The 13925-nt window shown below is 64.7% G+C and carries 13 protein-coding genes; 5 read left to right on the top strand and 8 right to left on the bottom strand.

Going from position 1 to position 13925, the window contains the following annotated elements; genetic code table 11:
* Positions 1-5: 5 nt before the first annotated feature.
* The 3 genes from F2982_RS24780 (at position 6) to F2982_RS24790 (ending at position 3979) form a co-directional block, all read left to right on the top strand.
* Positions 6-1094, top strand: coding sequence for an HlyD family secretion protein (locus F2982_RS24780; protein WP_203430253.1), 1089 nt, complete (start codon positions 6-8; stop codon positions 1092-1094).
* Positions 1095-1169: 75 nt separating this feature from the next.
* Positions 1170-2684 carry a DHA2 family efflux MFS transporter permease subunit gene (locus F2982_RS24785; protein WP_246777658.1) on the top strand — a complete coding sequence of 505 codons (1515 nt, stop codon included), beginning with the start codon at positions 1170-1172 and terminating at the stop codon, positions 2682-2684.
* Between the two features lie 14 nt (positions 2685-2698).
* The gene (locus tag F2982_RS24790) at positions 2699-3979 is read left to right on the top strand and encodes a beta-ketoacyl-ACP synthase (protein ID WP_203430254.1); all 1281 of its coding nucleotides are present in this window, start codon (positions 2699-2701) and stop codon (positions 3977-3979) included.
* Here the strand turns inward: F2982_RS24790 and F2982_RS24795 are convergent.
* Positions 3976-4566 (bottom strand): TetR/AcrR family transcriptional regulator, encoded by a 591-nt coding sequence (locus tag F2982_RS24795; protein WP_246777585.1) that lies wholly within the window; start codon positions 4564-4566, stop codon positions 3976-3978. The two genes, F2982_RS24790 and F2982_RS24795, sit on opposite strands and share 4 nt — an antisense overlap.
* 138 nt (positions 4567-4704) lie before the next feature.
* On the opposite strand from F2982_RS24795, the gene F2982_RS24800 reads away from it, so the two are divergent.
* Entirely contained in the window at positions 4705-5424 is a 720-nt protein-coding gene (locus F2982_RS24800; protein ID WP_203430255.1) for an SDR family oxidoreductase, read from the top strand.
* 119 nt (positions 5425-5543) lie between these two features.
* Positions 5544-6698 (top strand): metallophosphoesterase, encoded by a 1155-nt coding sequence (locus F2982_RS24805; RefSeq protein WP_203430256.1) that lies wholly within the window; start codon positions 5544-5546, stop codon positions 6696-6698.
* A gap of 27 nt (positions 6699-6725) precedes the next feature.
* On the opposite strand, the gene F2982_RS24810 is transcribed toward F2982_RS24805, so the two are convergent.
* Genes F2982_RS24810 through F2982_RS24840 form a run of 7 tightly spaced genes read right to left on the bottom strand, consistent with a single transcriptional unit; the run spans position 6726 to position 13836 of the window.
* The gene (locus F2982_RS24810; protein ID WP_203430257.1) at positions 6726-7610 is read right to left on the bottom strand and encodes a hypothetical protein; all 885 of its coding nucleotides are present in this window, start codon (positions 7608-7610) and stop codon (positions 6726-6728) included.
* 23 nt (positions 7611-7633) lie between these two features.
* On the bottom strand, positions 7634-8581 hold the full coding sequence (locus F2982_RS24815) for a threonine/serine dehydratase (protein WP_203430258.1): 948 nt from the start codon (positions 8579-8581) through the stop codon (positions 7634-7636).
* Positions 8582-8602: 21 nt separating this feature from the next.
* Positions 8603-9592, bottom strand: a complete 990-nt coding sequence (locus tag F2982_RS24820) for an ornithine cyclodeaminase family protein (protein WP_203430259.1) — start codon at positions 9590-9592, stop codon at positions 8603-8605.
* 7 nt (positions 9593-9599) lie between these two features.
* Complete coding sequence (locus tag F2982_RS24825) at positions 9600-10712, bottom strand: DUF2817 domain-containing protein (RefSeq protein WP_203430260.1); 1113 nt, start codon at positions 10710-10712, stop codon at positions 9600-9602.
* Positions 10713-10729: 17 nt separating this feature from the next.
* The gene (locus tag F2982_RS24830; RefSeq protein WP_246777586.1) at positions 10730-11887 is read right to left on the bottom strand and encodes an amidohydrolase; all 1158 of its coding nucleotides are present in this window, start codon (positions 11885-11887) and stop codon (positions 10730-10732) included.
* Between the two features lie 39 nt (positions 11888-11926).
* A complete protein-coding gene (locus F2982_RS24835; protein ID WP_203430261.1) occupies positions 11927-12883 on the bottom strand; it encodes an ornithine cyclodeaminase family protein in 957 nt (318 codons plus the stop codon).
* Positions 12880-13836 (bottom strand): threonine/serine dehydratase, encoded by a 957-nt coding sequence (locus F2982_RS24840; protein WP_246777587.1) that lies wholly within the window; start codon positions 13834-13836, stop codon positions 12880-12882. The genes F2982_RS24835 and F2982_RS24840 overlap by 4 nt, the downstream gene beginning before the upstream one ends.
* Positions 13837-13925 lie beyond the last annotated feature (89 nt).

The raw sequence follows: 13925 nt of genomic DNA on the forward strand, positions 1-13925 counted from the left end.
TGGCCATGAATAAGGTCGTGACTGAATCCGAACTCTCGCAGGGCGCCGTTGCCCTGAAGCCGAAGAGAAGCCTCAAGCGCCCGCTCGGCATTCTTGCCCTCATCGCCATTGCAGGCGGCGCCGGCTGGTATGGCTATTACTGGTCGCAGACCGGCCGCTATCTGGAAACGACCGACGACGCCTATATCGGCGGTAATACCACGGCGCTTTCGCCGCGCGTTTCCGGCCATATCGAGGCAGTGCTCGTCGGCGACAACCAGCATGTCAGCGCCGGGCAGCTGCTCGTGCGCCTCGACGACCGCACCTTCAAGACGGCACTTGACCGCGCCGAAGCTGCCGTGCGCGAACAGCAGGCCAGCCTCGACAATCTGCACGCCCAGTCGGACATGCAGGCCTCGCTGGTCAAGCAGGCCGAGGCCGATCTCGAAGCCAAGAAGGCGGCCGCCGACTTCACCGAAATCGATGCCGTGCGCTACAAGAACCTTGCGAGCCAGAGCACCGGCACCGAGCAGAACGCCCAGAAGGCGGTGATGGCCGACATGCAGGCCAAAGCCGCCGTCAACGCTTCCGAGGCCGGGCTCACCGCGGCTCGGCAGGAAATCCAGGTGCTGAACACCCAGATCACCCAGGGCCAATCGGCGCTCGAAGGTGCCAAGCTCGATGTCGAGACCGCCCGGCTGAACCTCGGCTATACCGAGATCCGCTCACCAGTTGACGGCTATGTCGGCAACCGCGCCGCCCAGATCGGCGCATTCGTTTCCGATGGCAGCTATCTGCTCAGCGTCATCCCGGACAAGGGCCTGTGGATCGATGCCAACTTCAAGGAAGACCAGCTCGCCGTCATCAAGTCTGGCCAGAAGGTCACCGTCGTCGCCGACATCTATCCCGGCCATGACCTGAACGGCACCGTCACCAGCATCGCGCCGGCGACCGGCGCCACCTTCAGCGTCATCCCGCCGGAAAACGCCACCGGCAACTTCACCAAGATCGTCCAGCGCGTGCCGGTTCGCGTCACGCTCGACGATGCTTCTCTCAAGGATCAGGTGCTGCGCCCCGGCCTGTCGACGACAGTCACGGTCGACACACGCCCCTGACAGGAGTGGACAATGACAGCCCCCGTCACGCCTGCCCAGCAAAGCTGGGTTCGCAGTCTGCTGCCCTTCGTGGTGATGTGCTTCGGCATGTTCATCGCCCTGCTCGACATCCAGATCGTCGCCTCCTCTCTGCAGGATATCGGCGGCGGTCTGTCGGCCTCGCAGGATGAGATCAGCTGGGTACAGACCGCCTATCTGATCGCCGAGATCATCGTCATCCCGCTATCGGGATGGCTGACCCGCGTGTTCTCGACACGCTGGCTGTTTGCTGCCTCGGCTGCCGGTTTCACCATGACCAGCATGCTCTGCGGGCTCGCCTGGAACATCGACAGCATGATCGTCTTCCGCGCCCTGCAGGGTCTGCTCGGCGCCTCGATGATCCCGACCGTCTTCACCTCGTCCTTCCACTATTTCGACGGCCCGCGGCGGGTCTATGCCGCTGCCGTCGTCGGCACCATCGCCTCGGTCGCGCCGACGCTCGGACCGGTCATCGGCGGCTGGATCACCGATACCTGGAACTGGCACTGGCTGTTCTACATCAACGTCGTGCCCGGTGCGCTGATTGCCGTCCTCGTCGCCATCCTCGTGAAGATCGACGAGCCCGACCTGAAGCTCCTCAAGGAAGCCGATTATCCCGGCATCGTCCTGATGGCGATCGCGCTCGGGACGCTGGAATACACGCTGGAAGAAGGTACGCGCGCCAACTGGTTCGACGACCAGACGATCCGCACGACCGCGACGGTCGCCGCCATCTCCAGCCTGCTGTTCTTCATCCGCAGCCTCACCTATTCGAAGCCGGTCGTGGATCTGCGCGCCTTCGGAAACCGCAATTTCGCGATCGGTTGCCTGCTCTCCTTCGTCACCGGCATCGGCATCTTCTCGACCATCTACCTGACACCGCTGTTTCTCGGCTATGTGCGCGGCTTCAATGCCTGGGAAACCGGGCTTGCCGTTTTCTCGACGGGTGCCGCATCGATGATCGGCGTGCCCTTCTACATCATGCTCGCCAAGCGCTACGATATCCGCTGGCTGATGATGTTCGGCCTTGCCTCCTTCGGCATTTCGATGTGGGGCTTCAGCTACATTACCCATGACTGGGGCGGCGACGAGCTGTTCTGGCCGCAGGTCTTCCGCGGCTTCCCGCAGGTCTTCGCGGTGGCGCCGAGCGTGACGCTCGGCCTCGGCAGCCTGCCGCCGGAACGGCTGAAATATGCAAGCGGCCTGTTCAACATGATGCGCAATCTTGGCGGCGCCGTTGGCATCGCCGTCAGTGCGGCGATCATCAACAACCGCACCAACATGCATTTCAACGCCATCGCCTCCAACCTGACGCCCGCAAACGGCGCCATGGAGCGGCTGACGGGCGGCGTTGCACAGCGCTATTCGGAGGTCGCCGGAAGCATCAATGACGGCCACACCGCAGCGCTGAAGCAACTCTTCAAGCTCGCTTATCGCGAAGCCTCGACCATGGCCTACGCCGATGCCTTCCGGGTGATCATGGTTGCCTTCGTCTTCGCCACCGCGCTCGTGCCGCTGTTGCGCAACGTCACCCCGCCGAAGGGCGCGCAGCCAGGCGGCGGCGGTCACTGATCAGGAGCAATGAAATGACAGCTTACAGGGATCACCTCGGCCGCCCGGTTGTCGCCGTCACCGGCATGGGCATCATCACCTCGCTCGGTCAGGGCATGAAGGACAATTGGGATGCCCTGACATCAGGCACCTCAGGTATTCACGAGATCACCCGCTTCCCGACGGAAGGGCTCTCGACCCGGATCGCCGGCACCGTCGATTTCATCGGCACTCCCGCGCCGAACGCCGTCGAGCGCGCCTATGCCTTCGCCCGTGAAACGACGATCGAGGCGTTGGCGCAGGCCGGCCTCTCCGGCGATTTCAACGGCCCGCTTTTTCTGGCGGCTCCGCCGATCGAGCCGGAGTGGAGCGCCCGGTTCGAACTCGCCGACCGCGCGCCGCCATCCGATCATCCGGGCGACGGCTACAAGCGCTTCCTCGCCGCAATGCGGTCGAGAACCGATCCTGATTTCTACGAGGCCGCACTCTTCGGCGCGATCTCCGAGCGGCTGTCGGATCGCTTCGGCACCCGCGGCCTGCCGGTAACGCTGTCGACGGCCTGCGCGTCTGGCGTCACCGCCATCCAGCTCGGCATCGAGGCCATCCGCCAGGGCCGCACCGAGCGGGCGCTGACGGTCGCGACCGATGGCTCGCTCAGCGCCGAAGCGCTGATCCGCTTCTCGCTGCTCTCCGCTCTGTCGACCCAGAACGACCCGCCGAGCAAGGCCTCCAAGCCGTTCAGCAAGGACCGCGATGGTTTCGTCATAGCGGAAGGCGCCGCCACGCTGGTGCTGGAATCGCTGGAAGCCGCCGTTGCCCGCGGTGCAAGGATCCTCGGCATCATGAAGGGCGCAGGCGACAAGGCCGACAGCTTCCATCGCACCCGCTCATCACCCGATGGCGGCCCGGCGATCGCGACGATCCGCGCTGCACTCGCCGATGCCGGTCTCGATGAAAGCGCCATCGGCTATATCAATGCCCACGGAACCTCGACGCCCGAGAACGACAAGATGGAATATGGCGCGATGTCGGCGGTCTTCGGCGATGCGCTCGCAGGCATTCCGCTATCCTCCAACAAGTCGATGATCGGCCATACGCTGACCGCGGCCGGCGCCGTCGAGGCCGTCTTCTCACTGCAGACGATGCTGACCGGCACGCTGCCGCCGACGATCAACTACACCAACCCCGATCCGGCAATCGCGCTCGACGTGGTGCCGAACCGCAAGCGCGACAAGCAGGTCTCCGCCGTCCTCTCGAACTCCTTCGGCTTCGGCGGGCAGAACGCCAGCCTCGTCATGGCGCTGGAACCGGCTTAGCCGCGCCCGGCCCGCGCCGCATTGTCGAGCAGGGTGCCGACGGCCAGCGTGGCAGAGGCAAAGGGATCGGAGTTGCGGCAGACCTGCGCCATCACCAGCGCACCCTGAAACAGGACGGCGATCTGCTTTCCGAGCGCGCTCGGATCAGCGGCGCCGAAGCGGGCGCACATTTCGATGAAGCGCTGCTCGACATAGTAGCCGAGCCGTTCGCCGCGGGCGGCGATGCCCTCATGCTTGCCGGCATATTCCTGCGAGGCGCGCACGCCGAGGCAACCGCGCCGGTCGGCCTCCAGCATTACGCGGCGGCTGTCGAAACAGGCAAGGATCTGGGCGCGCGGATCGCTGTCGGCGGCTAGCGCCGGTGCGAAATAGGCGTCGGCGATGCCCTCGCCGTAATAGTCGAGCACCGCCTCGATCAGATCCTCCTTTGACGGAAAATACTTGTAGAGCGTGCGCTTCGAGATGCCGCTTTCAGCCATGACGCTGTCGATGCCGGTGGCATGGAAGCCGCCGTCATAGAAGCGCTCGAAGGCGAACTTCAGGATTTCAAGCTTCTTCGCCGGCATCGCGGTCGTCGCGGACATCATCACATTCCCTGCGTTTCAGAGACCTATTAGCAAATCACGTTGACAAGGTAAACAGATCTGTTTATCTCACCCCTCATGTAAACAGATCGGTTTACATCTTGCCCCCATTTGCCGAAGCAACGCTCGGGAAGGAATGTCATGTCACTGAAGAATAAGGTCGTCCTCGTCTCTGGCGCCAACCGCGGCATCGGCGCGGCAACCGTGCGCGAACTGCTCGGAGCCGGCGTCAAGAAGATCTACGCCACCGCCCGCAATCTTGCCTCGCTTCCCGATTTCGGCGATCAGCGCGTCGTGCCGCTGCAGCTCGACGTCACCAGCGACGCCTCCGTGGCGCAGGCGCTCGCCGCCGCTCCGGATGTCGATGTGCTGCTCAACAATGCCGGTAGCCTGGCCTTCAACGACTTCATCACCAGCTCGCATGAGGAGCTGAACGGCGACATGGAGACCAATTATTACGGCACGCTCCGCGTCATCCGCGCTTTCGTGCCGGGTTTTGCCGCCCGTGGTTCGGGCACGGTCGTCAATGTCGTCAGCATCGTCGGCCTCGTTTCCGCTCCACCGCTCGGCGGCTACTCTGCCTCGAAGGCGGCGCTCCACTCCCTGACGCAGACGCTGCGCGGCACGCTGAAGCCTTCGGGCATCGATGTCATCGGCATCTATCCGGGCCCGATCGACACCGACCTCGCCAAACATATCCCGCTGCAGAAGGTGACGCCGGAGCATGCTGCCGCCAACATCGTGCGCGGCCTCGAAAACGGCGATGCCTACATCTTCCCGGACCCGACGGCGCAGCAGATCGAGCATCTCTGGGCCAATGACGGCCGCAGCCTCGAGGCGGCCATGGCGGCTGCGGGCTGATATCGCTCCCGATCAATGCGGGGCCGGTCCTGCCGGCCTCGCTTCGAGCCCCTTTGCATAATGCAGGCGGCCCTCACATATAGGATGGGATACCGCCCGTCCCCTGCTCCAAGGCCACCATGCTCCCGATCTCGTTTTTCGCCCGCGTCCTGACGTTCGGCATCCTGCTGCATCTCTATGTCGGCATACGGTTGACCTCCGCCGCCCCGGCCGGCAGCTGGGTCACCTGGTTCGCGGTGATCTTCCTTCTCGTATCGCTCATCCTGATCCCGCTCGGCATGTCGGCCCGGCGCATTGCCCGGCAGCCGCTTTCCGACCGGATCGCCTGGGCGGGCCTCTCGGCGATGGGCTTCTTCTCCTCGCTGCTGGCGCTGACGGTGCTGCGCGACATCGTTCTGATCGCCGCCAATATCGTCGCCTGGGTGACCGGAAACGCGCAGGCGCTCCCGCCGCTGACGGCCTATAGCGCTGTTGCCGTTCCCGTCCTGGCGCTGGCGCTCAGCCTGCTCGGTCTCTACTACGCGCGCCGCCTCGCACCGGTGAAGACGGTCGATGTGCCGATAGCGGGGCTCGATGACGATCTCGATGGTTTTACCATCGTCCAGGTCAGCGACATCCATATCGGCCCGACGATCAAGCGCGGCTATGTCGAGCGCATCGTTGCATCGGTCAATGCGCTGGAGCCGGATCTGATCGCCGTCACCGGCGATCTGGTCGATGGTTCCGTCTCACAGCTGCTGTCGCATACGCAGCCGCTGAGGGCGCTGTCCGCCCGCCACGGCGCCTTCTTCGTCACCGGCAATCACGAATATTATTCCGGCGCCGATCCCTGGATCGCCGAGTTCCGCCGCCTCGGGCTGAACGTGCTGATGAACGAGCATGTGGTGATCGACCACGGTACGGCCCGCGCGGTGGTCGCCGGGGTCACGGATTACGGCGGCGGTCATTTCGACCCGGCGCATGAGAGTGATCCGGCAAAGGCGATCGACGGTGCGCCCGACGTGCCCTTCCGCCTGCTGCTGGCCCACCAGCCGCGCAGCGCCGCGGCGGCCTCGGAGGCCGGCTTTACGCTGCAGCTCTCCGGTCATACGCATGGCGGCCAGTTTCTGCCATGGATGTTCTTCGTGCGGCTGCAGCAGCCCTTCGTTCACGGGCTGGCGAAGCTCGGCGATCTCTGGGTCTATACCAGCCGGGGCACCGGCTATTGGGGACCGCCGCTGAGGCTTGCAGCACCCTCCGAGATCACCCGCTTGAGGCTGGTGCCCGGCCGCTGAGCGAACGGGCACCAGGAGAGTTTGATCTTAGCGGCCGGCCGCTCTCGTATGCATGACGAAGCCGCTTTCGGCGGGTTCGATCAGCACGGTGACCTCGGCAAGGTCGGAGAGATCGGCGACATGGGTTCCGGCGCAATACATCTGCGCATCCTGGCCATCCAGGCTGCACTGCCACAGGCGGCGCGCATCGAGCGTCGAAGGAACCGGGGTCAGCGAGACCGCGCCCGGTGCCGAGAGCCAGCCCTTCAGCGTCTCGTTTGCTGCGGCGATCACGTCAGGCAGATCGGCGATGAAGCGGTCGAGCTCGAAACCCTTTTTGCGCAGCGTCTTGCCCACCCGGTAGGTATCGACGGAGACATTCTCCGACAACGACGCGCTGACGATCGCTTCCTTGTCGAGATCGGGGCTGCCGAGGCTATCGACGGCCGCACCTTCCTTGGTCCAGTAAGCCTTGGAAGCGCGGTTCAGCGCGAAGGCTGAGAGATGCGCGGCGGTATGCGCGACGCTGAGCTTGCGGCGGTAATCGGCATCGACTTCGATCGAGACGGTAGCGCCGATAGACGGCTTCGCGCCGCTGACGACATGCACGACGACGCTCTTCCATTCGTCGCCGGTGCGGCCGAGCGCGCGGGCATCTTCGCCGAGCACGAGCTCGCCGGTCTCGCTATTGGCCATGCCGGTCAGGGCATCGACAACAGGATGGCCGACACCATCGGCGCCGGTCATGGTGCCGCGGTCGGCCGGCTGGTCGGGCCAGCGGAAGCTCACCGGATGAACCGGCGTGCTGTCGCAGACGACGAGCGTGTTGCCGTCTTCTCCGGCGCCGGCAAACAGCACCGTGCCGCTGCCCTTCACCTCGCCGGCGGCGAAGGTGACCAGCGTGCTTTCCCTGACATCAGTTTCAAAACGCATAATGCTTTTTCCTAGAGATTATTTCAGAGCCACTGCTTGAGCAGGGCAAGATCGACATTGCCGCCGGAGACGACGCAGACCACCGGGCCCTTGCCGCGCACGCGGTCGCGATTGGCAAGCAGGCCCGCAAGAGCCGCCGCACCCGCAGGCTCCGGCATCAGCTTGCAGCGCTGCATCAGGAGCTTCATCGCCTCGACGATCTGCTCGTCATTGACGAGCAGCACATCCTCGAAACGCTGGCGCACCAGCTCGAAGCATTTCACACCCGCGCTCGGCGCCGCAAGGCCATCGGCGATGGTCTTGACGACGGGAAGACGAACGGCGCTGCCGGTCTTCAGGCTTTCATACATGGCGGGCGCCCCCTCCGGCTCGATGCCGAAGAGCGCGACGGCGCGGTCCTGCGCGATCGCCGCCTTGGCGAGACCACCGGCCATGCCGCCGCCGCCCATGCCGAGGAAGATCGTACCAACATCCGGCAGATCCTCGAAGATCTCGCAGCCGAGCGAGGCATGACCGGTCATCAGCGCGTCGTCGTCATAGGACGAGATATAGGTGAGGCCGCGCTCCTTAGCCGTATCGAGGCAGAACTGCGCGGCTTCCTGTGGCGTGCCGTGGAGGATCACTTCCGCGCCGTAGTCCTTCGTCGCCTGGACCTTGGTGGGGTTGGCGGTCGCCGCCATGATGACGACCGTCTTCACGCCGAGAACTGCACCGGCATAGGCAAGCCCCTGCGCCGCGTTACCGGCGGAGAAGGTGATCGCACCGGCAGCGCGCTCGGCATCGGAGAGCGACATCAGCGCCCAGATCATGCCGCGCGGCTTGTAGGAACCGGTCTTCTGCAGAAGCTCGGCCTTCAGATAGACCTCCTCGCCGATCATCTTCGACAGGGTGGTGGAGCGCCAGAGCGGCGTGCGGTGGATGTGCGGCTGAACGGCGCTGCGGGCGCGTTCGATATCGGCGAGCAAGCTCATGATGATCCTTCTCCGTCCTGATTATGAAAAAGCGACGCTGGCGCCAAGCCCGCGCTCGGCAGCGGCTGTATAAAGGTAATGCGCGCAGACGAGATCCTCGGCCGGGATGCCGAGCGATTTGTAGATGGTGATCTCATCGTCCGTCCGGCGTCCGGTCTTGCTGCCGGTGAGGATCTCGCCGATCTCGGCAAGAATATGATCGTCGCCGACGCGCCCTTCGCGCTTGGCAGCGAGAAACTCGCCGCCCTGCAGCAGGGTCGAAGGCTTGTAGTCGACGAAGAACCGGGCCTTCTCGACGGCATCGACATCGATCTCGCGGGCTGCGGCAACGCTCGAGCCGACGACGTTGACATGCGCTCCAGGGCTGATCATCCGTCCTGCCAGGATCGGTTCGGCCGCCCCTGTTACCGTGCAGATCAGGCTCGCGCCTGCGACGGCCGCTTCGACGGTCGGGGCAATCTCGATCTCGCAATCGACGGCTTCCCGGCCTTCCCGGGCGAAATGCGCAGCACGCTCGGCCGAGCGGCCCCAGACGCGGACGCGCCGGAGCTTGCGGACGGCGGCCATGGCGCGCAGATGCTGCAGCGCCTGCTCGCCATAGCCGAGGATCGCCAGATCACCGGCATCCGGCCGCGCAAGAAGCCGGGTCGCCAACGCGCTCGCGGCAGCCGTGCGGATCGCCGTCACCTCGCCGCCATGAACGATCGCCACCGGCGCGCCGCCTTCGGCCTCGAAGAGGGCGATGATGCCGCGATGTGACTGCAGGCCCTTGGCACCATTTTCAGGATAGACGGCGGTGAGCTTGGCGCCGAAGCTTGCCGGCGCATTCATGGCGCCGGGCATCAGGCCGAAGCCGCGGCCCTGATCGCCGGGCAGGCCGATGATCCAGCGCGGCGGCTGCAGTGTCTCGCCCTTGGCGGTCGCCTGCATGGCCTGTTCCATGAGGCCGATGCAAACGGGCATGGTCAGCAATTCGCGGACGATGGGCTGGTCGATGATGCGTAATGTCATGCTGGGGTCATTTCGGCATTGGTGTTTCGTCATTGAGGCGGATGCGCTCAGCCACCTCGCGGAAGACTTGGCGCCCGCGGAACCAGATCATTTCGCGCCAGTCGTCGCGGTCGGGGCAGTGGATATCGCGCCAGCGTCGGCGGGCGGCGCGCGCTTCGCCGGACAGGCGATCCGCATCGCGCCAAAGCAGCGCATCATTGCGCTCCAACCGGGCGCGCTGGCCATCGGCCAGCCATTCGCCACCGAATTCCAGGCACATGGCGATCACGTCGGCATGCGGCAGCTGGCTTTCGCAATAGCCGTAGAAATGGCCGTGCTGGATGAATTCCTCATGGGCACGATCGCCGGCAAGCGGCGCCTCGATGGTCGGGCCGAACAGGATGTTCGCCTTGTCGAGCTGCGGCCCGCCCGGCATGTGCCAGAGCGGAATGCCGTAGCCATAGGGGCCGTAGCCAGTGTGGATATCGATGACGGCGATGCGCTTCGCCTTGCCGCAATAGCGGGCGAAGATTTCGTCGATCGTCTTGCGGCTCCAGACCGGCGCAGCACCGCCATAGGAGGGTGCATCCGGGAAGGAATACTGGCCGCCTTGCAGCGTCATGCCGGCGGTCAGGCGGCCATGCTTCTCGCGATAGGCGGCAAGCGCCGCATCGGCGGCACTGCGGCTGATGGCATCGTCTTCGGGGCACATGACGTGCTCGTAGAGTTCCGCATAGTCGGGATTGGCAGGCGGGTTGGCGAAGTCGACATAGTGCCGGTTGAGATCGACATTGTCTTCCTGCTGGCGGCGGTCCCAGGCCATGCCCCAGGGATTGATGGCATGGATATGCAGCATCGCGACATCGTCGGGCAGCGCCATGCCAGCACGAATCCAGCCGATCTGGCAGGCCGATCCGGCCCAGCCCTCGACACCATGCGTGCCGGAGACCGAGACGACGAGATAGGGCGCGTCGGCGCGGCCAAAATAGGCGACGTCAGTGGCGAGCTCCTCGCCATCCGGCCCCTTCCCCGGATGCGGGAAGGCGTCGAGCCTTGCGGCACCGGCGCAGGCCTCGCGGAACTTGTGGCGGGCCGAAGCAAAGTCGGCCGAGAAGTCACCCAGGAAACTGCGGTCGTCCATGGCTGCGCCTCCGCTCGTCATGCCAGCGCCCGCTCTGCCGTTGCCGCCAGAAGGCTTGCGCCGCGCACCAGGATATCGTCGTTGAAGTCGTAACCCGGCTGATGCAGGCCGGCGCCCTCGCCCGTCTCGCCGTTACCGATCCAGATATAGGCACCCGGCAAGTGCTGCAGGAAGACGCCGAAATCGTCGCCCGCCATGGTCGGCGGCAGGCTTTCGAGCTCGCTTTCGCCGAAGAGTTCGGCGGCAACGTCGCGGATCAGCTTGCCTTCCGCCCTTGTATTCACAACCGGCGGGCAAAGCCCGTCGTCGAACCGGATGTTACCCTGCGCACCGGCAATCGCGGCGGCGGAGCCGACGATCTCTTCGAGACGGCGCTGGATCAGCTTGAGCGTATCGAGGCTGAAGGCACGGAACGTGCCGGTCAGCACCGTCTTCGTCGGGATGATGTTCTGTGCGATACCGCCCTGGAATGAACCAATCGTCACGACCGATGCGCTCAGGGGATCGATCGCGCGCGCCGCGATCTGCTGGACACCGGTGACGAAATGGCCACCAGCCAAAATCGGGTCGCCCGTAAGATGCGGCATCGCCGCATGGCCGCCGCGCGCCGTGAAGGTGACCTCGAATTCGCCGGTTCCGGCCATCACAGGTCCATCATGGACGACGACGGCACCAGCCCGCAGGCCCGGCCAGTTGTGAAGGCCGAAGATGCGTTCTGCCGGAAAGCGGGCGAGAAGCCCGTCGTCGATCATCATCTGTGCGCCGCCGTAGCGCTCCTCGGCGGGCTGGAAGAACAGGTAGACAGTGCCGCGGAACTGACGGGTGCGGGCGAGATGCGTCGCAGCGCCGATCAGGATCGCCGTGTGGCCGTCATGGCCGCAGGCATGCATCTTGCCGGTCGTCTTTGAAGCATAGGGCAGACCACTCTGTTCATGGATCGCCAGCGCATCCATATCGGCGCGCAGCGCCACGGACGGGCCGGGTCCTGAACCATGGATGACACCGACGACGCTATGGCCGCCGATGCCGGTATGAACCTCGATGCCGAGCTCGCGAAGGCGATCGGCAACGAAGGCCGCCGTCCATTCTTCCTCCAGCGACAGCTCCGGATGCCTATGCATCTCGTGGCGCATCGCCTTCAGGGCCGGAAAGGCATCTGCAATCAACTCAAGCACGGCACTCACTCCCGAAAACCACCGCCTGCATGCGTGACATCACGCGTCTCCCGCAATCACTGCCGAGGCGATCGCCACGTCCTGCACGGCAAGACCGGTGAGCGAGGCAATCGTCACCTGGTCGGCGCCGGAGCGCGCCTTGGCATCGCCGGCAATGATCTGGCCGAGTTCGCTGACGCGGCCGATATCCACCGTACCGGCATCGAGCGCGCCCTTCAGATCGCCGCGAAGCGATCCCTGGACGCGGCTGTCGACGACGACCATGTCGGCCGCCGAAAACACATCGGCATGCAGCTCGCGCTTTTCCGGCGTATCGGCGCCCATTGCAGTGATATGCGTGCCCTTGCGGATCATCGCGCCGTGCAAATGCGGGACGATGCTCGGTGTCGTCGTGACGATGATCCGGCAGCGCTCGGCTACCTCCTCGACACTTCCGGCAACGGTCACCGAATAGCCGTCCTGCCGCATTTTTTCGGCATAGGCTTCGGCGCCTTCCTTGCGTCGGCCCCAGACGAGCACGTTCTTGCAGGGGCGGACCGTCTGCAGGAATTTCACCTGCAGTTCGGCCTGCATCCCGGTGCCGATGACGCCGATCGTGTCGACCTCAGCGGGCGCCAGATATTTAGCCGCGACCGCACCGGCGGCTGCCGTGCGGATATCCGTCAGGTGACCGCGATCGTCGAGAATGGCGGCAAGCGCCCCGGTCTGGCGCTCGAAGGCGAGCATCAAGCCGTTGCTGCTCGGCAGGCCATGGCGCGGGTTTTCGTAGAAACCCGAGGCGATCTTGACGACATAGAATTCGCCGCCGCCGATATAGCCATACTTGATGTGCACATCGCCGGGCGGATTATCGAAGATCAGCTCGCCCGGAGCCGGAACAATCGCATTGCCTGCCGAGAAGGCGCGGAACGCTTCCTCGACACAGACGACCGGATTGATCGCCGTCAGGCGGCTGCGGATTTCCTCGAGCGAGAAAAGACGGGCGGAGGAGGTCAAATGACGCTCCTCAGGACATCGCGGCTGACATTGGCGCCGCAGATGACGGCGACAGAACGGCCACGGGTCCACTCGGGAGCGACCTTGCAGAGACCGGCCAGCGCCACGCCGCCGGCGCCTTCGAGCAGCATGTGGTGGCCGTCGATGAAGGTGCGCATCGCCTCGGCGATCTCGTCTTCGGAAACGTCGACCCAGTGATCCACCAGATCACGGCAGAAGGGGAAGGTGATCGTATCGGATTCCAGGCCGCCGGCCGTGCCGTCCGAAAGCGTATCCTCAGACGGCAGGTCGAGAACGGAACCGGCCTCGACCGAGCGCGCCATGACGCAGGAATTCGCGGGCGAGCAGCCGATGATGCGGGTCTTCGGCGAGACTGCCTTCATATAGGCGGCAATGCCGCCGATCAGGCCACCGCCGCCGACGGAGACGAAAAGATTGTCGATCGGCTGACCGGCGCTCTGGCGCATCAGCTCGACGCCGATCGTGCCCTGGCCGCGCATGACCTCATAGTCGTTGTACGGCGGAACGTAGAGGCAGCCATGCTCCTTGGCATAGGCGCGGGCATGGATTTCCGTGTCGATACTGTCATCGCCGTAGAAGGCGACTTCGGCGCCGAGCTTGCGGATGTTGGCAACCTTCGACGGCGAGGCGCCCTCGGGAACGAAGACCAGGCCATTGCCGCCGATGACGCGCAGCGCGTAAGCGACGGCCGCACCGTGATTGCCGGAGGAAGCGGTGACCACCTTGGTCTTTGCCGCCTCGTCGCCCATGGCGAGGATTTTGTTCAGCGCGCCGCGCAGCTTGAAGGATCCGGTGTGCTGCAGGTTTTCGAGTTTCAGCAGAACTTCCTGGCCGATCTTGTCCGAGAAAGTCGGCGATGCCTCCAGCAGCGTTTCGCGTGCGTAAGGGCGGATGCGGCGTTCTGCCGCTTCGATGGTCTCAGAAATGCTCACATAAAACTCCATTCTTGAATGCTGACGGGCGATCGTCTCAGCGGGCCGAAGACTAGACAAAAAATCCATGGGGAGACACTGCGTCTGCA

This window comes from Rhizobium sp. BG4 (assembly GCF_016864575.1).
Taxonomy (GTDB): domain Bacteria; phylum Pseudomonadota; class Alphaproteobacteria; order Rhizobiales; family Rhizobiaceae; genus Rhizobium.

What these genes read in the sequence shown, in the direction of transcription:
- F2982_RS24810 (WP_203430257.1), bottom strand. Translation starts at nt 7,610, where the DNA reads ATGCGTTTTGAAACTGATGTCAGGGAAAGCACGCTGGTCACCTTCGCC.
- F2982_RS24790 (WP_203430254.1), top strand. Translation starts at nt 2,699, where the DNA reads ATGACAGCTTACAGGGATCACCTCGGCCGCCCGGTTGTCGCCGTCACC.
- F2982_RS24780 (WP_203430253.1), top strand. Translation starts at nt 6, where the DNA reads ATGAATAAGGTCGTGACTGAATCCGAACTCTCGCAGGGCGCCGTTGCC.
- F2982_RS24805 (WP_203430256.1), top strand. Translation starts at nt 5,544, where the DNA reads ATGCTCCCGATCTCGTTTTTCGCCCGCGTCCTGACGTTCGGCATCCTG.
- F2982_RS24815 (WP_203430258.1), bottom strand. Translation starts at nt 8,581, where the DNA reads ATGAGCTTGCTCGCCGATATCGAACGCGCCCGCAGCGCCGTTCAGCCG.
- F2982_RS24800 (WP_203430255.1), top strand. Translation starts at nt 4,705, where the DNA reads ATGTCACTGAAGAATAAGGTCGTCCTCGTCTCTGGCGCCAACCGCGGC.
- F2982_RS24825 (WP_203430260.1), bottom strand. Translation starts at nt 10,712, where the DNA reads ATGGACGACCGCAGTTTCCTGGGTGACTTCTCGGCCGACTTTGCTTCG.
- F2982_RS24795 (WP_246777585.1), bottom strand. Translation starts at nt 4,566, where the DNA reads ATGATGTCCGCGACGACCGCGATGCCGGCGAAGAAGCTTGAAATCCTG.
- F2982_RS24785 (WP_246777658.1), top strand. Translation starts at nt 1,170, where the DNA reads ATGTGCTTCGGCATGTTCATCGCCCTGCTCGACATCCAGATCGTCGCC.
- F2982_RS24820 (WP_203430259.1), bottom strand. Translation starts at nt 9,592, where the DNA reads ATGACATTACGCATCATCGACCAGCCCATCGTCCGCGAATTGCTGACC.